The 19,655-nt window shown below is 38.3% G+C and carries 19 protein-coding genes and 3 tRNA genes; 4 read left to right on the top strand and 18 right to left on the bottom strand.

What is annotated here, in order from left to right; translation table 11 throughout:
* Positions 1 to 99: 99 nt before the first annotated feature.
* The gene (locus tag KHZ77_RS04840) at positions 100 to 870 is read right to left on the bottom strand and encodes an HNH endonuclease (protein ID WP_295196233.1); all 771 of its coding nucleotides are present in this window, start codon (positions 868 to 870) and stop codon (positions 100 to 102) included.
* A 458-nt stretch (positions 871 to 1,328) separates the two neighbouring features.
* On the opposite strand from KHZ77_RS04840, the gene KHZ77_RS04835 reads away from it, so the two are divergent.
* Positions 1,329 to 1,496 (top strand): hypothetical protein, encoded by a 168-nt coding sequence (locus KHZ77_RS04835; RefSeq protein ID WP_295196232.1) that lies wholly within the window; start codon positions 1,329 to 1,331, stop codon positions 1,494 to 1,496.
* A gap of 112 nt (positions 1,497 to 1,608) precedes the next feature.
* Here KHZ77_RS04835 and KHZ77_RS04830 read toward each other — a convergent pair whose 3' ends face one another.
* From KHZ77_RS04830 to KHZ77_RS04800, 7 genes are all read right to left on the bottom strand, one after another.
* A complete protein-coding gene (locus KHZ77_RS04830) occupies positions 1,609 to 2,010 on the bottom strand; it encodes a hypothetical protein (RefSeq protein ID WP_295196231.1) in 402 nt (133 codons plus the stop codon).
* Positions 2,011 to 2,025: 15 nt separating this feature from the next.
* Entirely contained in the window at positions 2,026 to 2,355 is a 330-nt protein-coding gene (locus KHZ77_RS04825; RefSeq protein ID WP_295196230.1) for a hypothetical protein, read from the bottom strand.
* 70 nt (positions 2,356 to 2,425) lie between these two features.
* Entirely contained in the window at positions 2,426 to 2,788 is a 363-nt protein-coding gene (locus KHZ77_RS04820; protein ID WP_295196229.1) for a hypothetical protein, read from the bottom strand.
* Between the two features lie 71 nt (positions 2,789 to 2,859).
* The gene (locus KHZ77_RS04815) at positions 2,860 to 4,986 is read right to left on the bottom strand and encodes a type I restriction-modification system subunit M/S (RefSeq protein WP_295196228.1); all 2,127 of its coding nucleotides are present in this window, start codon (positions 4,984 to 4,986) and stop codon (positions 2,860 to 2,862) included.
* Between the two features lie 678 nt (positions 4,987 to 5,664).
* Positions 5,665 to 6,966: an McrC family protein gene (locus tag KHZ77_RS04810; RefSeq protein WP_295196227.1), complete on the bottom strand. Its 1,302-nt coding sequence runs from the start codon at positions 6,964 to 6,966 to the stop codon at positions 5,665 to 5,667.
* Positions 6,967 to 6,980: 14 nt separating this feature from the next.
* Positions 6,981 to 7,514, bottom strand: coding sequence for a hypothetical protein (locus KHZ77_RS04805; RefSeq protein WP_295196226.1), 534 nt, complete (start codon positions 7,512 to 7,514; stop codon positions 6,981 to 6,983).
* Positions 7,515 to 7,545: 31 nt separating this feature from the next.
* A complete protein-coding gene (locus tag KHZ77_RS04800; RefSeq protein WP_295196225.1) occupies positions 7,546 to 8,736 on the bottom strand; it encodes an AAA family ATPase in 1,191 nt (396 codons plus the stop codon).
* A gap of 587 nt (positions 8,737 to 9,323) precedes the next feature.
* Here KHZ77_RS04800 and KHZ77_RS04795 point away from each other — a divergent pair.
* The gene (locus KHZ77_RS04795) at positions 9,324 to 11,153 is read left to right on the top strand and encodes an N-6 DNA methylase (RefSeq protein ID WP_295196224.1); all 1,830 of its coding nucleotides are present in this window, start codon (positions 9,324 to 9,326) and stop codon (positions 11,151 to 11,153) included.
* A gap of 81 nt (positions 11,154 to 11,234) precedes the next feature.
* The gene (locus tag KHZ77_RS04790) at positions 11,235 to 11,624 is read left to right on the top strand and encodes a hypothetical protein (RefSeq protein WP_295196223.1); all 390 of its coding nucleotides are present in this window, start codon (positions 11,235 to 11,237) and stop codon (positions 11,622 to 11,624) included.
* Between the two features lie 11 nt (positions 11,625 to 11,635).
* On the opposite strand, the gene KHZ77_RS04785 is transcribed toward KHZ77_RS04790, so the two are convergent.
* Positions 11,636 to 11,782 carry a hypothetical protein gene (locus KHZ77_RS04785; RefSeq protein WP_295196222.1) on the bottom strand — a complete coding sequence of 49 codons (147 nt, stop codon included), beginning with the start codon at positions 11,780 to 11,782 and terminating at the stop codon, positions 11,636 to 11,638.
* Positions 11,783 to 12,188: 406 nt separating this feature from the next.
* Between KHZ77_RS04785 and KHZ77_RS04780 the strand changes: the two genes are divergently transcribed.
* Entirely contained in the window at positions 12,189 to 12,392 is a 204-nt protein-coding gene (locus tag KHZ77_RS04780) for a hypothetical protein (protein ID WP_295196221.1), read from the top strand.
* A 310-nt stretch (positions 12,393 to 12,702) separates the two neighbouring features.
* On the opposite strand, the gene KHZ77_RS04775 is transcribed toward KHZ77_RS04780, so the two are convergent.
* The 9 genes from KHZ77_RS04775 to KHZ77_RS04735 form a co-directional block, all read right to left on the bottom strand.
* A complete protein-coding gene (locus tag KHZ77_RS04775) occupies positions 12,703 to 13,041 on the bottom strand; it encodes a hypothetical protein (RefSeq protein WP_295196220.1) in 339 nt (112 codons plus the stop codon).
* Positions 13,042 to 13,404: 363 nt separating this feature from the next.
* Positions 13,405 to 13,481: transfer RNA gene (locus KHZ77_RS04770), tRNA-Arg, on the bottom strand.
* A gap of 212 nt (positions 13,482 to 13,693) precedes the next feature.
* Positions 13,694 to 13,767, bottom strand: a tRNA-Gly gene (locus KHZ77_RS04765).
* An 11-nt stretch (positions 13,768 to 13,778) separates the two neighbouring features.
* Positions 13,779 to 13,855, bottom strand: a tRNA-Pro gene (locus KHZ77_RS04760).
* Positions 13,856 to 14,038: 183 nt separating this feature from the next.
* Positions 14,039 to 14,557: a hypothetical protein gene (locus KHZ77_RS04755; protein WP_295196219.1), complete on the bottom strand. Its 519-nt coding sequence runs from the start codon at positions 14,555 to 14,557 to the stop codon at positions 14,039 to 14,041.
* 111 nt (positions 14,558 to 14,668) lie between these two features.
* Entirely contained in the window at positions 14,669 to 15,892 is a 1,224-nt protein-coding gene (locus KHZ77_RS04750; protein ID WP_295196218.1) for a chloride channel protein, read from the bottom strand.
* Positions 15,893 to 15,916: 24 nt separating this feature from the next.
* Positions 15,917 to 16,297: a PaaI family thioesterase gene (locus KHZ77_RS04745; RefSeq protein ID WP_295196217.1), complete on the bottom strand. Its 381-nt coding sequence runs from the start codon at positions 16,295 to 16,297 to the stop codon at positions 15,917 to 15,919.
* Positions 16,298 to 16,562: 265 nt separating this feature from the next.
* The gene (locus tag KHZ77_RS04740) at positions 16,563 to 17,951 is read right to left on the bottom strand and encodes an enolase C-terminal domain-like protein (RefSeq protein WP_295196216.1); all 1,389 of its coding nucleotides are present in this window, start codon (positions 17,949 to 17,951) and stop codon (positions 16,563 to 16,565) included.
* 48 nt (positions 17,952 to 17,999) lie between these two features.
* On the bottom strand, positions 18,000 to 19,643 hold the full coding sequence (locus tag KHZ77_RS04735; RefSeq protein ID WP_295196215.1) for an AMP-binding protein: 1,644 nt from the start codon (positions 19,641 to 19,643) through the stop codon (positions 18,000 to 18,002).
* Between the last annotated feature and the right edge of the window lie 12 nt (positions 19,644 to 19,655).

Below are 19,655 nucleotides of genomic sequence, written 5' to 3'. Positions count from 1 at the left end.
TTAATAATACTTGTCGCTTCTTTCTATGTACTCCTATTTATTTTTAGCCTTAATTTAATATTCTTCAAGTTTGTTACTGAAAATATAGTACAAATATACTCAAGATCTAAATATAACCTCGTTGTGATATTGAAGGAACTCTTTATTAGGAGGGAATCTCACAGGTTCTTCTATCTTTTGCTTATCAAACTGTTTAAGCCAAGATAACGTATCATTATCGCCTATCGTCTCCGAGATGCGAATTGTTAAATCTTTATAATCAACTGTAATAAGGCCTCTATCAAACGCCTTATCATGTAAAGCATTTAAGCATAATCCATTACATGGATTAGTACGTTCTGTTTTAGGATCACTTTCACTCCAAGGTTTTATGTGACTAGCAATCAAGAGCTCTGGTGTATTAATTCCAGTAATGCAACAAGTGTTATTATAAGCATTTAATACAGTATTTCTAAAAAAATTTTGATTAATTCTTATATTGATTAATGCTTCCCGAGTTTGGCCCTCAGGAATAGGATAGAAATTTATTCCATCCTTTAATTCCATAGATTTACCACTTAATTTTTGCTCAATTTCAGTAGCTCTTGCAGTAAGCTCTTCCCATTGATTCAAGAAATGGAAAAAAACCTTTTTATCTAATTTTCCCCCATTAGACAATCCTTTTCCTTCTTCGGGCAAATTTTGGGACTGGGATTCTATATATCTAAGATTCAGCATCTTATAAACTACCGATGAAGGTGTTCGACCTATTAAGTCTGCTATATTTTTAATCTCGGAGGTATTTTTATTTATTTTCTTAATAGGGATTTGACAATAGTAATAATATGTAAGAATAAGCTCATCTTCCGTCCAGTTCTTTCTTTCGCCCATAATTAGCACTCCCACTTCTTAATAATTCATGCTACACTAACTTTCACTTACCTACTGTACTAATAAATACACCCTTTTTATTTCAATTTTTACAAAAAATTGAAACCTGTTTTCGTTCTCTTTAATATTAGCTTAATTATACCACATATCAATTTTCCGCTTTATACTATTGAACAATTTGAATAATAAAATTCCAATAGTAATCAATTAATCTGCTATTACATAATTTAGTATAAACTTTTAGCACATCGAAAATTTGCGATATAGTTAATTATTTGTTATAATATAAAAAGAGTTTTAAACAATGTAATTACAAACGATAGGTTTTATACCTTCGATTTAGCTATTCGTATCTCAAACTATGAGTTGATTAATCATATGGCAAGTTCACCGGTATTCGGTATGTATCTTGTACTATCTACAAACATTAAATTTCACAAAATAGGAGAATGAAAAATATGAAATCTTTAATTATGTTATTATTGGCTGCGTTATTTATGTACATATCCTTCAAAATGATGGTGTTCGCTTTCAAAGCAGCCTTCATGGTTGTAGCTATCATCTTCTTGGCATGGTTCGTATACTCTTTATACAGATCCTTCACAAAGAAAGACTCGGAAAGCTAGTTGTCAAAAGCAAATATACTACTATCTAAAATGGGCAAAGAGCAATCGTTCTTTGCCCGTTTTTTATACGCAAAATTTATCTCTTTCAAAGTACCTATCGAATCAAGAATATCTACTCTTCTCCTTTAATCGGAAATGGATATTCTTTTTTTATTTCTTCAACTTCCCGGTCTTCTAATGCACGATAAATACCATGGTCTTGTTTCACTACATAAGCATTACCAAATATTTCTCGTCCCGCGATAACCGAAGCATGTTCGTTATAGAATTCTGAATCGTACTTCATTGTGTACCCGTTACTTCTTTGTTTATTATTTCCCCTTACCGTATTCCTACTATCTACAATCAGATAATAAGCACCACCCAGTTTTACAGCTTTAATCCCTCTCACAGCACTAAAGTTATTATGCTTCGCCGCCCCGACTATACCTTGAAGCCCATATGCCCCGGCCTCTACTTCAACAAATTCAGATACACCGTCACGCCCAATTCGCAGTTCCTTATATTTTTTCATAACACTCCTCCTTATCTATATTTTCAAATCAGCCTGTCCTTCAGATTCAACTTCAGCTTCACTCTCTGCCAGCACATAGTCGACCATCAACTTAGCCAATAAATTTCCTCGACCTTTTGCCCCCGTTTTTAAATCTTTTGTTATATCAAGAAGTCCCGTATATCTGGCGAGCACTTTTCCTCGACTATCTCGCAGTGTCATATTGCTCCCCATTTCGCCCCTTATAGAGAACAATGTGCGACCATCCTTTTTATACGGCATCAAAATTCTACGCATACGTACCGCCTCTTCCTCGTCTTCATAATGAAGGCCTCTGGCTCCTTCAATAAAATCTTTGCGCCACAATGTACATGCCCCCTATTTCACGCGTTCCTGCCGTGACATCATTCTATATTTCCCTTACAACCACATAAACTCATCCCACCGTATTTTTTATATATTCGATATCTTCAGGCTCCAAGAATTCTCTATAGGAATCCGTACGTATTATATAAACATTCCCACGCACTTCTTTGCCCAGCAGCTTCGACGCTTTTTCGTTATATAGTTTTTTACCTTGCGGAATCCACATCCCATAAGTCCGCTCCCCAATCGTAACCGGTTCCAAGATAACCCCTTCAGCGCGCTCCCGAAAAGCCAACTCTGACGGACTGACTCCGCCAATGGTGTAAAACACATTTACCACTACAGAGCTGTAGCTTCCATCAATATTGATGCGTAATATTTCTGCCGTACCATCATCAATCGGATCATAGAACATGCTTTTATTCGTAAACATAGTGTCCCTCCTAACAAACAATTAATTTCTAATCTGGTATGATTAACAAATTCTCCCCTTACTACTATTCCTTATTTAGCCTCCTCTTCAGGTGGATTCAATGACTTTATAAGCAATGCCCCTTTATTTTCTAAAATTTCATCCAACTGCATTTGAACCTGCCGTTCTTTTTCCACTAATTTTAAAAACTCAGCAGCTACAGCATCCTGTTCCTTTCTCGGAAGCAAAGGTAGATACAGCTCTTTTAGGTCTTCAATACTTACCGTTTTCGTTCGCGAATATGGATTGGTTAATTCCACCATATGATCTAATTGAAGTTTCGCCATATCAGATGTTAAATACATAAATAGATACACAGGATTTATTTGTTCCTCATCAATGGTCAATCTATATGTATTGCCGTTGCTATACACATTTTTCCCCTTCAAATCATCAACAAAACCAAATTTAAACGGTGCAGACTTACTCATAATAATACTGTTAATTGTTACAGGCGTTTTATTATGCCCCGTATCACTCCCTTCTAACGAGTCCACGGTTAGAACGTCAATTATATCGTTATTCAGATGTTTTGGAGTAATATATTTCCCCTCATTACCCGTACCCTCATTACCCGTAGTACCAGCGCCGGAACCTGCAATCCCGATAGCACCGGCATCTCCGGCTGCAGCCACATCTTTCTTCGGTAATACAAAGCCTCGTTTAATCGTACAAACTTCACCAAGGAAAATATATTGTCTTCCACGCAATCCCAAATCCGGGTTCATTGGCTCTAAGAACCGGGAAGCTCTCTTTGTATATCCCTTTGTGTATCTCACCGGTGATAAGTCGCAACCCGGCTCATCCCTAATCACAAAGTCCATAGGGACTATCAAATCAGCTTCTCCCAACGCAAGTCTATTTCTCTCGTAGAAAGAATTCACATCATTCATAAGGTCATCATAGGGCACATCAACTACAAGCTTTTTAGTAGGGGTACCATCATCCATATCATCCGCGCCTTGCTCGTCAAGGTTGGCAACAGCGTCGGCACTCATATTACGACCGGCACTCAAACTGCTGCTGCCATATTTATATAACTCTACAATCTCTCGGATATCCTCTTTAGATAAATAAGATTTACGGCCTTCCAAAGTTCGTATGTCCGCCGCATCAATCATACGCACATATTCGTTCTTTTTCCTGGAAAATACCCAAAGAATCACAGACCGTGAATGAGCCGGCAACAAGTGATTTGGCAACTGGATAATACTTTCCACTAGTCCCTCTTCCAATAATCGTAAGCGTATACGATTATAAACAACACTCGATGCGGCCTCGTTTGTAGTTAGAGCGATTAACTTACCGCCCGATCTTACCGATTCCAATGTTCTAAGGATGTATGGCCACTCACTGCGGTACATGTCAGAACCATCCAAATACCAATACAAATCTTCAAATGCTCCACCAATCATTTGTCCATAATGTCTTAATTCTCTCAAATCCCGTTTAAATGGAGGGCAAATTACCGCAGCATATCCCTGTCGATTCGCAGCTCGTTCAAAGAACAAATCTCCACACAATAAATCTGCATCAATTTGCATTAGCGACAGTCGTATTTTTGTTACGATATAATTGCTCTCTTCAACTTCAATGCCGGCCACTTGCTTTTCTTCGTCCCTTAGTAAAGCCTGCACCAGAAACTCCCCTTGTGCGAATCCCCAGTCATAAACACAGATCTCATCTCGCAGCAACTCAACCAACAATCGATTAATGCTAAGCCCCACATTGTATTCAGATTTCGAACGGATCAGCGGCTCGGAAAACATAATATATGTTAACAACTCAATAGGTGAACAAAGTTTTAAATGCCCCACGACCTGAGGATAATATGGTCGTAACGCCTCAAAGTCGCGCATAATGCCAGGCTGTTTTAACTCGTTAGCAATATACTTTTCACCATCCGTTTCATTTGACCTATTATTAATCATGACTAACGCCAATGTGGAAAACAAAATGCTGTCTTTAAACGATATCCATGGCACCTCGACTACCGAATCGTAATACGTATATTGAAAAATAGCAGTTATCTTATCAATGTGCTTCTCTATCGTATCTACATTTAACTCTTTAAGCATATTAACTGAATATCTAAGCATAATTGACTCCTCCTTACTTAATTCTCCCTTTAAAACCACTACATTTTTTACATTTACCATGTACTCTGTCTACTAATATTTGCGTCTAGTTAGCGTCTAGTTCATCTAGTTTATATCTAATTCGTCCAGTTAGTGTCTAGTTCGTCTAGTTTGAGACGATTGCGTCTACTAATATTCGCACTAGTTAATATCTAGTTTGTCTAGTAATAGTATTTTAGCTACCTATCTACCTATCTACTTATCTACTTCTTGTCTACTTCGCTACATATCGACAGATTTACTCGTCTTACCATTGTCTACTTATCTGCTAATCTGCTGAATTTTATATCTACTTCTATAAAATTCTATCTACTAATCACTACTAGACATTCTTTTCTGCAAATTTTGCATTCTTTTTATTGGTTATTTATAACCATGTAATCATTGAGTAAAAAAAATAAATCGTTAAGAAGAGTTTTTAAAATTTTCTTACTAGACGCTTTCTCCTCTTCCCAATTTCATTGTACAACCTAAACATATAATCGTCAAATGGTTTTTAACAACCAATCGAAGAGTGTAAAAAACTCATTTTAATTAAAATAACGTGCCTCTTTTCCATCTCCAATATATCAACAGAGTAACTTTCTAAAAATAATAAAAGGACATCCTCCTTAACGTTATTACGTTAATAAGGATATCCTTTAAAAGCAAACTAGCAGCTTTAGTTCAATTTTAAATTAGCCTAGAACCTCCATACTATTATCGAGATTCTAATTTGTTTTTCAGTTCTATCATGGTATCTTCCATATGAGCCAAGTCAATAAAGTATATATTTACCGTTGTGCCATCCTCCGACTCAAATTTAATCTCTTCATCTTTGCTAAGATCATTACTTAATGGATAAAGTAACCACATCTCATTCGTTTTATATTTCTTTGAGTAAGCGTACATTTGATACATATCGCCTTGAGAAATACCATAATTAAGGCGATTTTTATTAAGCCTCTTCCATTTTGTATCCATAACAACAGTTCTGTCACCATAATTACAAACTATATCCGGTCTGAGCGCAAATCGCGATTCTGGCTGCTCAAACAAATAACATCCATTATCTTGTATTGAAACAATCCATCCTTTTGACTCTAGCATTTTTTTTAATTGCTGTGAAACATAATTTTCATATAACCGATCCATAGGGAACAAAAGAGATTTTGATTTATTTTTTCCCGAAAATGCTGTAAAGGATTCATTCAATAAAAATACTTTCGACCATTGCATCAATATTTCATAATCTTTTGTATTTCTCCATATCTTGACCTGAGCAAATTCGTTTTTATAATTTTTTGACGGCTCAACCATCTCAAAGGCAATTAACAATTGTCTGATTTCTTTAGAGTTCTTCGCACTTTTTGTTAAGTGCAGTAATTTGAGTAAAGTTGCTTTAACTAACCGATTCTCTGCTCTGTTTGGATGAAATTTATCATAGGCTACATAAAATCGCCCTTTGTTCAACATATTAGTTTTAATATGTTGGCTAATTAAAATCTTCCCAGTATAATATTTGAGATTTTCTTCTTGCCTATAATATGTAGATTTTATTCCACTCTTAACTAAGTGTCTAACTTCTTGAAGATACATATTTATAAAAATCTCATACAGATTCATTCGGCCTATTTCTAAATTTGCATCATTAAATACTTTACTAAGAAATCCCTTCATGCTTTTTAGCATCTTTATAAAGATTCTTTTTGTCTCCTTATTCTCTAAATCTTCGTCATCTCCCAAACTAATCTTAGGCAAAATTTGAATCTTATAGCCGTTACTCATTTGAATCAAACCTACATAATTTTTTATGGTCACAACTTGCCCAACAATACGATTCCGAGAGATTCCCATAAAATTTAAAGCATCTGTATTCTCTTCGTCGCTAGAAAACTCTTCGATAAGTTTTACAAGATTACTAAAGGCTCTTTTATTCAGATACTTATATTTCCCATCACTTCTATCTTTATTCTTTTGGGCTATTCTATCAAACTCTTTCACTTCTAGCAGTTTATCCATTATATCACCACACGTTAAGTAGTTTGCTCATTTTTCTCGCTATTCCGCGTATTTATTATCTCTTTATAGCTATCAATTAAATCAAATGCCTTTTTATTGATAAAATACTTTCTTTCAGGCAGATCCACCATCTCTTCTACACTACTTTTTTTACCATTAAATATTTTCTCAGTTTTAACTATTTCATCAGCAATAAACTTGAATTTTTCATTCGTTTTATCATTATCTCCAAGAACTAATTGTATTTTCTGATAATCATCATAAAAATATTCTTGCAGCAATGGGATCACTGATTTTTCAAATATAGTTTGTAACATTTCCTTCGAGGGATTATTCTTCAATTTAGTAAAAAATGCATGCCCAATCGTATGTTCTCTATCGTAAAGAAGCGCCATGCGTTCGTTAATCGTTTTAAGCATTTCAGCAATATTAAGTCCTTCTACTTCAATGCCTTTAAGTACACTGGCATCAGGCTGCATTTCAATAAACTGAAATCTTCTACGAAGTGCCGTGTCCATTAATGCTAGAGATCTATCCGCAGTATTCATGGTTCCAAGAATATATACATTAGCGGGAACACTAAAAAATTTTTTTTGAATAAGGAAGTCGTGTAGACATCTCCTCCTTCATACCTTTTCGCTTGGCTTCTTCAATTAACGTAATTAGTTCACCAAAGATTTTAGAAATATTCCCTCGATTTATTTCATCAATAACAAAAATATAGTTTTTATCAGGTAATGCTTTTGCGGTATTACAAAAAGACTTAAATAAGCCATCTTCAATTTTATAACCTATATCACCTGTCTCGTTTAAATTTGGCTTAATGCCTTCAATAAATTCCTCATAACAATATGATTGGTGGAATGTAGTGAATGAAATCCGACCATCTTTTAATAGCCTTCTATATCGTCGCATTACATCATTATATTCTCTGTCACTGACTGTTTCGATAGTCTCATTATCACAAATTGCAACCGCATAAATAGCTGTAGTATATGTTTTACCAGTGCCTGGTGGGCCATACAAAATCATATTTTTACCATAAGTTTTTTTCTTACTTTTTACTTCGATTTCATTCTTACAAGTATGGCTTACTTTTAATCCACTATTCCTATTCTTTGATTTACCAACAACTCTTTCATAATATGGGATTAATTTTTTCACTGCGATGTTTATCTCTTCACCATATTCTTTATCGGTTTTATCCGCCGTCGTAGGAATACATATAGAAAGTTGAACTTTTTTCAACTCTCCATTTTCTATTTTCTTTTTAATGTCATCAACCGACTCTGTAAGGACTATAAGATTACTTTCACTATTATCTAAAGATGTATATTCTATTCCATCCATCTTTTCCATGTCTAAGTGTCGATGATAGTTTTCTATAACCTCATCCTTTACGTCCTTTACTTTTATATCTAAGCAAACTCGATAACCGGCTACCCCGCCTATATTCTCAACAAACAATGAGATACTTATAGGACTATATTTGGCTGACTTATATTTCATTGGTGCGCACAGGAATTTACTGGTGCGTTGTTGTGCCCCATCTAACCATCGAATGATCTCGCACTCATTAAGCCCATATTCATCTGCGAAATAATTTGCAATTTTTTTTATTTCTGCAACAACAGTCCGCCCTTTATCTTTGACTTTCAAAAAATTATCAATTTCATCTTCTGATAGCCCAGGTGTTTTAGGATTTTTATATTCAATTGCTCCATTACTTTCCAAATAATGTAATATTTCTTTATATTTGATTTCTTCCACTTTTTCACCTCTAACCACTACACCTTAAAAATTAAAATACAGAATCAAATTATACCAACACTAATATTCGTAAATGCTATCTCCTCCATATTTATTTTGTCTATATGAACTTTTATATTAATGCATGCGTAAGTATTGCCATATTCTCAATTCTCAAAGTTGCAAATTATATCATATAGTTACGCCGAATAATGAGTTGAACGTGAATTTATATTGTTATCAACACTATAATTCATTCACTTGAAAATATCAATATTCATTGTATTTTTTTGAGTAGCATTACTTCCTATATACAACTCACGTTAAATGTATATCTTAATAATCATTATCAATAAATTTCATGTTTAACACGGCTTCTACCACTGCTCATAGCGTCCTTTTTTTTGCTGGTTATCGATAACCTTTACAAAATTAATTTTATATGTTATCATAAAGTCAATAAAAGAAAATGTAAGTAATTAATTTTTATCAAATAAATATTTTTATTCCTTGTAAATCAACAGTTTATGTCTAGTAGCACGTTTCTACTAGACAGTTTTTTCAGTCTATGTTATTTAGGTTTTAAAAAAACCAAAAGGAGGATTGCTATGTTACACGAACTTTTTTCTGTATTAAAAACTCAAAGTCAAGATGTTTCCGCCCAGTATATCTCCAAAGTAGAAAGACTGTTCAAAATAGCTAATATCTCGAATTTTCGAGACACTGTATTATTAGCTACATTAGCACTTATACAAAAAGAATATCAAATGAATATTGACGCCACTCAAAAATTTTTAGAAAAGAAATTAGAAGATCCTTATGTTGCACAAGCCTTTGATAATGCCCTTCCAACTTACCACACTATCGCCTTAGAATTGGAGGCTCTTTCAGACTTACAATTGCTAACTTACATTCTCTTCTCCGAGGTGGACTCAAAGAAAGGCAGTGCTTTCAGTTCCGGAAGCAGTATTAATAAATTACTGGCTATGCTCGTAAAAGACGAGCACGCTGTAGCTGATTGGAGTTATGGATATGGTCAATTCCTATTATTTTCCGCGCTGTACGGAAATACCAAACAATTATCAGGCATTGATATAGAATCAGACTGCCATATCGTTACACGAGTTAGACTATTCCTGATACCTAATGGGCCGCAATTACATCTACTGTATGGAAATATATTTAACGACCCAGACCTATACAGACTTAACCGCCCCGGTTCAAGCATCAAACTGGATGCACCGACTATAGTGATGCACCCACCCTTCGGCGCAGCCGCCGATATGATTCCTGAAGATCCCCCACGTCTACTATCACGTGTTTGGAGAAAATTCCGCCACGTTATAACCCCTGCCATCTATAAAAGTGAATGGCCGTTTATTCTAACCGCTTTAGGAGCTTTGGCTCCGGGGAAAAAAATATTTGCCATCACTACAAATGGCGCCGCTTCAACGGAGACATACAGCGAGGTTCGAAAAGAGCTCATCAATCAAGGCCTCGTAAATTGTGTAGTACAATTGTCAGAAAACTTATTGCAGGGAACATCCATAGCATCTACACTTTGGATCTTTTCAAAAGGTAATGAAACCGTCCGCTTAATTGATGCCGGTAATATTAGGACAGAAGGGCGCCGCAAGTTCACCTTGTCGGACGAAAATATTGAAGAAATTATCGGCCTTATTTCCAATGAAAATAATAGCTTGACGCTTACAGATATGACTTCCAGCAATAAATCAGACGTTCCTAATGAGAGCGTGCGTGCTCATATGGATATAGTAAAGAATTTGTCGTTACTTGAAATAGATAAAAGCAATTACAACCTCTCACCTTCCCGCCATGTAGGCGCTGATTTCCCGTCAGAGTATGTTCTATTAAAAGACGTATGCCAAATCAATCGCGGTATTCTATTAAAGGCGCAGGAGCTGGATGAATTGGTAGCCGACAACAATTCCATCAAATATATTACGCCGAAGCACTTAGATAACGGCCTTATCAAGCTGTCTAAAGTAACCTCATTAGCTGAAACGGATGAAATTTTAAAACGAAAACCAATTGACGACGACAGCATCGTTATAAGTAAATTACAGCCATTTAAAACTGGCTATGTGCGTCAGACAAAAAAGAACCAAGTATTTTCTAACGGAAACACCTATCATCTGAAAATAAATAAAAAAGCTATTAATTCTCTATTTCTATTAATGTACCTGAACTCCGATATGGCCCAGAAACAGCTGGAACAATTATCTCGTGGCAGTTCTACCAGCACTCTCAGCATCAGTGATTTAAAAGATTTAAAAATTCCAATCATCAAGCGTTCCGTCCAAGATAAATTAGCCGACGAATATCGCTCCCTGTTGAAGGAAGAACAACGCCTTCAGGCAAGTTTAGAAAAATTAGCCAAGACTAAGAATCGATTAATCGAGGAGGTGTTGGATTAAACGCAAAATTCGTAGTGCTCCATTCTCATATTTATTAGTTACATACTATCTTGTATATTTTTGAATTGGAGGTTACAAGCTATGAAATTACACGATTTCTCTTATCGCGAATTATCTAATCAAATTATTTTATTACCTTTTAATGAAAACGACTCGGAGTTCATAGAGGTTGCTGAAATTTTTCCTCGCTCCAAGCAGTCAAACGGCCTCATCCTTTATGGCTATATTGATCATGAATTAGGACTCACTTTCGAAGTACTATGTGCAGCAAAATATGGCAATGGGCAGGTCATTTTATATCCGGGTAAAGATGAAATTTCAATCAAATTCAGCTCAGACTCTATATGGGAAAGACCGGTTTTCTTCCTCCAAAAGGCCCATCCATCACTATTTAATGATAAAACAAAAGATCTATATGAAGAGCACAATCCCCAAAAGATCTTCACTGGTGTCGACAACTCCAAGAACTAGATCCTCATCGTTCAGCTAACCATCCCGATGAAGTAGCTGTCGTCCTCTACGATCAAGACCAAGATCCAGAATACTGTTGGGTCCGTTGTGAAGATTGCCGTCCGCCCCATATTATTGGAACGATTTTCCCGGAGCCAAAGCGCACTCCGGGAATACATCGTGGAGAAAAAGTAGCCTTTAGCTTATTTAAAATTTCAGATAAAATGCATATTCCAGTATTTCTACGATAATTTTCTATTGCCTAATCAATTTAATATAATAAAAAGCCTCAGTAGTGCCTTCCAAGAATTAGAGCCTTTACTCTAACTTAAACGGATTAGCAATACTGAGGCTTTTATAATTTCATAGCTACGTTAGACAAATCCAATCCTATACAACTTTTTCAACAAGTTTGAATTTTTTATTTCTCTGCATTGGAACATATGCTATTATATATTCAAAGAAATTATATTTTTCATATTTTATTCATTTTAAATTTAAGTCTTTATCTTTGCTCCTTTTTTAAACTTGAAAACACTCATTCCCCTTATTTTATCTATTATTCCTAGCCGGGAGGAACTTGAAATGAATACTTTGCTTTTACTTATTTTATTCTTCGTAACAGTAGCCTTCACCGGTGGAACTGCAATTCCTATATGGGTAGTTATTGGGATATTTAAAGGGATTAACGAGTACATCATTGAGCCACGCGAACAGAAAAAACGTGATGAAGAATTAAAGCGTATGGGGATGTATGAAGCGTATTATGGTAAAAAGCCGGAAGATTAAATATCGATCAAGCTTGTCATAATACCATATCCTAAGTATTTGCTAATACATTTTATCCTATATTTCTAGTTTTGCTTGTTATCCTGTACTTCTAATTTAATTTGTTTGTTCTATATCTCTTAATTTACTTAACTAAATCAAGATGAGTAACTAAAAAGCCTCAGTACAAGCCATCTGAAAGTTAGAGTCTTTACTCCAGCTTTATAGATTGGCCCATACTGAGGCTATTTTTTAAGTGATTATTGAGACTTTTATGCACTAGATTTTGTTAAATCAGCCCATCCTTAAACATAAAATTATAGAATGATTATTACTCTTCAAATGCAAATACAATATCATTCTCTTGGATTAGCCAATATTCCTTATTTTGAAGTTCAATTTTAACAATGTCGCTTCCTTGATGACAAAATACTATTTTATCACCGACTTTTACTTCAAGAGGTGTAATCTCTCCATTTTCAGCCCGATAGCCCCTACCTACCAGCATTACTTCGCCTGCCACTATCGTGTATGATAATTTTTGTATCTCTCCAGTTCCCTCCAAAGGATCTTCATAAGGGTCTATTCCAAAAAAGAAAACATTTGCCTGCGTTTTAGGCTTATACGGCTTAACAAGAAGTTTGCAACCAAGAGCTTTTGTTATTTTCATAATGTCTTTCTCCCCTTTACTTTTAAACTTGCGCAGTTTCCCTATGTACTTATCCAACTATTCTAGCTTTCACTCAATCTATAATAGTCGCACCAACATTGCAACATAGGCAATAGTATGTAACTTATCACCATTTTTATTTATGACATCATTATATCATGAGTAATCGGCATTCTAAATACGTATTTAATAAATACATTTTTATTTATTCCAAAAGAAGTCTCTCCCTTATCAGTGGCTTATATTCTTTATTCTTTAAAAATATAAATGTTCATTATCTATAGAGTTCTTGTTGATAAAATGCTGAGCTAATCCTATAATAAAAAAAGTAACCACAAGGAAAATCCTTGTGGTTACTTTTTATGGTGATCCAGGAGAGATTCGAACTCCCGACCCACGGCTTAGAAGGCCGTTGCTCTATCCAACTGAGCTACTGGACCATATTCAATTATGGGCGATTTCTCTATTCCGTAAAAATCACCGTATACTATTATACACTAGTCCTTGTAAAAAAAGCAATTCTCTTTGTAAAGTTCTTTACATTGTTTGTATGTCGTTTACACTTTGCTCTGCACTACTATAAGCCGGTATATAAAACAAAAAAATCCGCATCGTTCATTTACATGACCGATTACGGAATTTCGTCTTATTATGGAGCGGGTGAAGGGAATCGAACCCTCGTAACTAGCTTGGAAGGCTAGGGCTCTACCATTGAGCTACACCCGCAATAATAAAAATGGTCGGAGCAGCAGGATTCGAACCTGCGACCCCCTGGTCCCAAGCCAGGTGCGCTACCAAACTGCGCTATGCCCCGATATATAAAGAATGCTATTCTTTTCGTTGTTTCGTTACTTCCTGTCTCAACAACAAAGCTATTGTATCATACTGAAAAAATGTACGCAAGTACTTTTTTATAAAATTTTTACATTTTTTCTAAAAAAGTTTACAATATTAAAAATCAACAAGAACATCCCGCATTCTTTACATGATATGTTAATTATTTATCCTCTGTAACAACGAGTACATCGTCGTCTCCTTTTGATATGTCGCTATCATACTCATCGTCATCATACTCATCTTCATCCGGCAGTAAATAACCATACGATTTTTTGAATTCATTGCGCCAGTACTCACAGTAGTCAATTGCGTTTTGATCTATAAACATGGATTTATGTCTATGTATCAATTGGAATAGATCGGTATTAGAGTAAGCAAGTATACCATCCTCCTCCGGCACATAAATATCAGTAGCGACAGTTGCTTTTTCGCGGAATCCATCGCATTCTTCTATACTCGGAAAGGGTTTAATATATATATTGGCTATTATAAATACACAATAGCCTCCCTCAAAACCTAAATAAAATCCCTTTCTAATGTGTACTCCGCAAAATTCAAAGTCTTTTTTTATTTTAACCATGCCACAACCAACTTTTTGAAATAATTCGTCCATCGGTTTATCCAACAACTCCGGATTCCCCGCCAAAAAATTATGAACATTATATCCAAAACCAACCATATTACTCTCCCCTTATAGTAATCAAATTGTAGAATGTAAAGCTTTAGCATACTGATTAATTCTTATGGTATGGCAAAAATAATTAAATTTTGATATCCTCCCCCCTCTCTCTTAAATCTTATTCTTCAACCATCCCTGCGTAAGCAGCCCCACGCCCATGGCCAACGCAATTGGGAACAGAAGTTCCACTGAGAATCGGGACAGTTCCAACATAAACACACTGGATGTGAGCGGCATTTTCTGCGCGAGGCCCAAGAAAACAACGGCGCCTAAAAATGCCGACAAGCCCATGGAAATCGGTCCGATAGCAAAGTTCCACGCAATGGCTACAGCCAACGCCAAGGTGCTCCCTAGCATCATGGATGGCGTAATTTTACCGCCATAGGCCCCAACGCCCATAGCCAGCAAGACAGCGATCCATTTTGAAGCAAAGAGACCCAGTGCATATTCCCAAGGGATCAAATGGGCAAATGTCAGCTGATTGCCCGGTTTGCCATTCCCCAAAATCGCTGGAAAGTACATGGCCATAACGCCTACTAAACCGAATGCAATCACGAAATAAAGAATGGTCTTCGGATTTTTATGATCAAATTTTGGAAGTTTCGTTTGGGTTTTATCGAAAAGGACTACAGCAATACCAATAATCACCCCGATAACTACGGCAAATTCCGCAAAAGACCCTACAATAGCAGGTTGCGGCATATTATACTGCACCGTATCGCCCAAGCCCAGGCGCACAACGAATGTGGCCACACCGCAAGCAATAAAGGCCGCGCTAAGAGCTCGCATATTCCAGGTGAGCAGCAATGTTTCCAATACGAAAATGGCCGCAGACACCGGTGAGTTATATACGGCGGCCAAGCCGGCGCCGGATGCACAGGCGATTAAAAGGGACCTATTTTCTTTCGTCACGTTTACATAGCGCATAACCCACGTAATGAGTGCCGACGACGCTTCACGCGGTGCCACTTCTCGGCCCAGTGGTGAACCCATGGCAACGGTAATAATTTGCAATGTCGCATGGAGCAACGTAGTAAGCGGTGGCATTTCTTTCGTCACATCCGTAACCGCCGTTTTTACTTCCACCAATTTACCGCCATAGCGATGAATCAGGAACCAGCCTACACCGCCTACAAGGCCGCAGGCGAGCAATGCCAGCAGTCGATGTACACCACTCACATGAGTAATGCCCACGCCGAAGCTATATCCGTCAGCCGCACTGTAACTATATACCAAATGTTGAACCGTATGTAGCAACTCCGTAAACACAATGCCTACAATACCGGCCATGATGCCCACTAATACTACCAGCCCAAATACTTTCCGTTCTAACATAAGATTAGCTCACGCCTCCTCGAATTAAGCCTTTTTCTGCATAGAGATAATCGCATTCACCACGGTTACCTGTGAAATGTGCTGCCCCTCATCATTGGTCACCTTAATATCCCACACATGATTGCGCTTGCCTCCATAAATGAGCGTTCCCGTAGCAATCAGATTGCCTTCCGGCTTCATCGCTGTCAGGTGATGGGCGGTAATCGTCTGACCCACGCCAATATATTCACCGTTGCCCATTTCATAATCCGCCATGCCGGCCACCACTTCGCAAAACGCAAGCGTGGCACCGCCGTTTAAATAGCCGAAAGGCTGACTGTGAAATTCCGACAGTTTCATAGTGCCCTCAAAACCGGTATCGGTTAGCTTTACATATTCTATGTTTAATTGATCAATCATACTCATTTAGAAGACCTCCATGTAACGATGCCCATGTATAAGCTTTCTACGCATCTATTGTACTTAAGAAAAATCTATCCTAAATCATGCGATTGTGCAATAGGCTAATTTATCTAAAGCAATCGCTCATATAATTTCACTATACACTATCAGTGAGATTTTACCAAATGATTCCGTACTTTTTAATACGCTCTGCATCATTTTAATGTATGTCACAACATTTTAACGTATCTTACGTCATTTACTGCCCTTAATACCTCTTATACAGACACTAAACGAATTCTTTTAAAATCTCGCCATATGTTTGTAAATAATCACGCCGTACCGTTACACCTAAACCGGGGCCATGAGGCACCTTCATGCGGCCATCAACAAATGATATATCCGGGCTTATGAGGTCCTCTTCAAAGTATCGTTTTGAATCAGACAAATCACCGGCCATCCACACATCCGGCAACGCCGCCAACTGTACATGCAGGATTTTTGAAATACCGCTTTCCACCATGCTGCCAATCCAAAAGCCCCATTTATGAGCTTGACAGTAAGCTAAACACCGTAGCGTTTCCCTGAGACCCCCAAGTCGCCCTATTTTTATATTTAAGACAGGCTGGAACCGCCGGGATGCTGCCTCGGTTGCTTGTAATATCTCATTTACCGGTATTGTCTCACTTGCGTGTATTATCTTGGCTGCTTGTATTGTCTCGGTTGTTTGTATTGTCTCAATCGCAACTCGGCATCTCTCCATAGCCTGCAACGCATCCAAAGACTGTATACTCTCATCGAACGTGATAGGCGTATGCCATTCCTTCCAAAAATCATGTGGCAAAGCGCCATAAGTTTTTACAAGATCATCGTCAATAAGTGAAAACGGCTCTTCAATGGTTCGCAGGTTAAATCGATCAAGCTGTGCCACCTGTGGCCAATTATCTATGGTAAAACTCCGATTCGCATCGGCCGCCAATATTAAATCGGGGTAGGCCTCGCGTACGGCCTGCAAACGCTCCACCGCATCACGAGGTGTCAGCTTAATCTTAATCCGTTTACAGCCCTTTTGAACGGCATCGTCTATACGCTGAAGCAGATTCGGTATGGGCATGTCGCCAAACACAAGGCCTATTGGTATTTCGTCGTTTAAAGAAAAATCTTCACATATATCAACTTCACATGAGCTCGTTTCACCTACGGCTATTTCACGTACACCTGGTTCACGTACGTCTGTTTTACATGCACCGGCTTTATATCCGCCTGCCGTTCTCGCTTGCAATTCCCGTTCCAGCAATGTCCGAATCATAGGCAGCCCCTCTTCTTCAAAATAAGCATGAAGCAATGCATTCTCCAGCCCCGCCCAAGCCATAGGGGCCGCGTGTGGCGCAGTTGGGATTAAATCTTCAAGCACCTTATAGCAGTCCCAGGGCTCTTTCATTTTAACCCCAACAAAATAAGGAATGACCTGATTCAGCCATTCCTCGCTTGTTGTTATTGTTTCTGCTGTATAAAAAGGCGTGTCGAAAGCTACGACTTCTCCGTATCCACGGGTGCCGTTTGCGGTTTCCACGTCCACTACCAATGTGTGGCGTTCGCGCACCAATCCCTTGGCCGTTTGAAAGTCAAACTTCATAGGTAATGTAACCCGCCAAAGGGTAATGGATTGTACAATCATAGCTTTCACCTTTCGCCCATAACTACTTTTAAGAACTTACACACTCTTTTATATCAAATCTTTGCGCACAATTTTTCCTGAACTGTTTCGCGGCAATTGTGGTAATTTATGAAATTCCTTCGGTTGTTTGTACCGTCCCAAACGGGCTTTTAAAAAGTCCCGAATGGCCGCTTCATCCACGGTGCCTGCATAAAAGAGCACCGGAATTTGCCCCCATTTTGCATCCGCTTTAGGCACGACGGCGCATTCCTTAAGGCCCGGCATTTCGTATAAAATATCTTCGATTTCACGAGGATAAATATTTTCTCCGCCAGATATAATAATATCCTTACGACGATTTACAACATAAAGAAAACCGTCCTCATCCACATAGCCCAAATCGTCTGTGTTAAACGCACCGTTTACAGGTTCCTGCCCCAAGTAACCGGTCATGAGCATAGGCGATGTGAGCCAGATTTCACCATACGCTTCGTCATTAGGCTTGTCCTTAAGCGATTCCTTAGGCTCATCCCTAAACTCGTCCTGAAACTCATCCTTAAGCTCATTCTTAGGTTCACCATTAGATTCGTTAGATTTATCGTTAGATGGGCCGTTAGCCAGTTCCTCAGCATTTTCATTAAACGGACGGATTTCAATGTTCACGCCAGGCAGCGGACGCCCTACGGAGCGCCATTTATCCGGATATTTTAAAATGTCCACCGTCGTGCTCTGCGCGAAGGTTTCCGTCATTCCATAGGTTTTAAAAATCGGCAATTGTTTCGCAATGCACGTTTCCACTAATGCATTGGGAATAAATTCACCGCCCAGCAAAATAACGCGCAACGCATGTGTGGAAATGCGATCCACAATGCGCTGCAGCACCGTAGGAACCAAAGACACCATGTTGATTTTCTTCGTCGTAATAACAGTCAATACTGCATTTTCATCAAAGCCTTTGTGAATAGTAGCGGCTGTTCCGTTGTAAAGTGTGCGCATCAGTATGGACAAACCGGACACATGGAACATGGGGAGCACGATAAGCCAGTTGTCTTCATCGGTCCGCCCCAGCACCTGTGCGGACGCTTTTACATGAGCTGCAATCTGCCCCCAGCGAAGCGGCACAGCTTTCATTTTACCGGTCGTTGCACTGGTGCTCATGATGGCCGCAATACTGTCATCAGTGAGCCTATCCACCGGCACGAGCAATTTTTCAAAGCAACTCACCAAGGAGTATGCCGTTTTCAAATCCATAAGAGGCAACGCGGGCATGGTCTGCCATTGTACCAGTTTCTCTTCGTAGCGAATCTGAGCTACCGACGCATTGATACAGCCTGCCAAGGAGCATACGCGGGTCTTGCCCCGTTCCAGAAGGTCGCTGTCCGCCGCTTCCTGCTCCGCCACAACCTTGCGTTCCACCTCAGGAGATGTATAAATCAAGTCAACCTGCAACATATGGGCCTGCGCCATGCGCTCTTCCACAGTGAGTTGCGGATTCACCAAAAAGACTTCCTTGCCCAAAAGCCATAAGGCGGCCAGGAGCACCGCCATTTCAACAGAGTTTTCACTGCACACGCCGACGCGCGTACGGTGTTTCACGCCGGCGTCCAGAAAGCCGGCCATAAGTACGGCACGATTATAAATTTCTTTGTAGGAGTATCCATTCAGAAACGATTGATTAGGGCGCTGCTGCGCCTGCTCACGCAACCATCTCATCTTTTACATACC

Origin of the sequence: Veillonella sp. (assembly GCF_018364065.1) — a bacterium.
Lineage (GTDB): Bacteria > Bacillota > Negativicutes > Veillonellales > Veillonellaceae > Veillonella_A.
The sequence above is the reverse complement of the archived record's forward strand: the minus strand, read 5'-3'. Positions and strand labels throughout refer to the sequence as shown.

Coding starts and splice junctions, on each gene's coding strand:
- KHZ77_RS04840 (WP_295196233.1), bottom strand. CDS start 870: ATGGGCGAAAGAAAGAACTGGACGGAAGATGAGCTTATTCTTACATAT.
- KHZ77_RS04835 (WP_295196232.1), top strand. CDS start 1,329: ATGAAATCTTTAATTATGTTATTATTGGCTGCGTTATTTATGTACATA.
- KHZ77_RS04830 (WP_295196231.1), bottom strand. CDS start 2,010: ATGAAAAAATATAAGGAACTGCGAATTGGGCGTGACGGTGTATCTGAA.
- KHZ77_RS04820 (WP_295196229.1), bottom strand. CDS start 2,788: ATGTTTACGAATAAAAGCATGTTCTATGATCCGATTGATGATGGTACG.
- KHZ77_RS04815 (WP_295196228.1), bottom strand. CDS start 4,986: ATGGTAAATGTAAAAAATGTAGTGGTTTTAAAGGGAGAATTAAGTAAG.
- KHZ77_RS04810 (WP_295196227.1), bottom strand. CDS start 6,966: ATGGATAAACTGCTAGAAGTGAAAGAGTTTGATAGAATAGCCCAAAAG.
- KHZ77_RS04805 (WP_295196226.1), bottom strand. CDS start 7,514: ATGAATACTGCGGATAGATCTCTAGCATTAATGGACACGGCACTTCGT.
- KHZ77_RS04795 (WP_295196224.1), top strand. CDS start 9,324: ATGTTACACGAACTTTTTTCTGTATTAAAAACTCAAAGTCAAGATGTT.
- KHZ77_RS04790 (WP_295196223.1), top strand. CDS start 11,235: ATGAAATTACACGATTTCTCTTATCGCGAATTATCTAATCAAATTATT.
- KHZ77_RS04785 (WP_295196222.1), bottom strand. CDS start 11,782: ATGTATTCCCGGAGTGCGCTTTGGCTCCGGGAAAATCGTTCCAATAAT.
- KHZ77_RS04780 (WP_295196221.1), top strand. CDS start 12,189: ATGAATACTTTGCTTTTACTTATTTTATTCTTCGTAACAGTAGCCTTC.
- KHZ77_RS04775 (WP_295196220.1), bottom strand. CDS start 13,041: ATGAAAATAACAAAAGCTCTTGGTTGCAAACTTCTTGTTAAGCCGTAT.
- KHZ77_RS04755 (WP_295196219.1), bottom strand. CDS start 14,557: ATGGTTGGTTTTGGATATAATGTTCATAATTTTTTGGCGGGGAATCCG.
- KHZ77_RS04750 (WP_295196218.1), bottom strand. CDS start 15,892: ATGTTAGAACGGAAAGTATTTGGGCTGGTAGTATTAGTGGGCATCATG.
- KHZ77_RS04745 (WP_295196217.1), bottom strand. CDS start 16,297: ATGAGTATGATTGATCAATTAAACATAGAATATGTAAAGCTAACCGAT.
- KHZ77_RS04740 (WP_295196216.1), bottom strand. CDS start 17,951: ATGATTGTACAATCCATTACCCTTTGGCGGGTTACATTACCTATGAAG.
- KHZ77_RS04735 (WP_295196215.1), bottom strand. CDS start 19,643: ATGAGATGGTTGCGTGAGCAGGCGCAGCAGCGCCCTAATCAATCGTTT.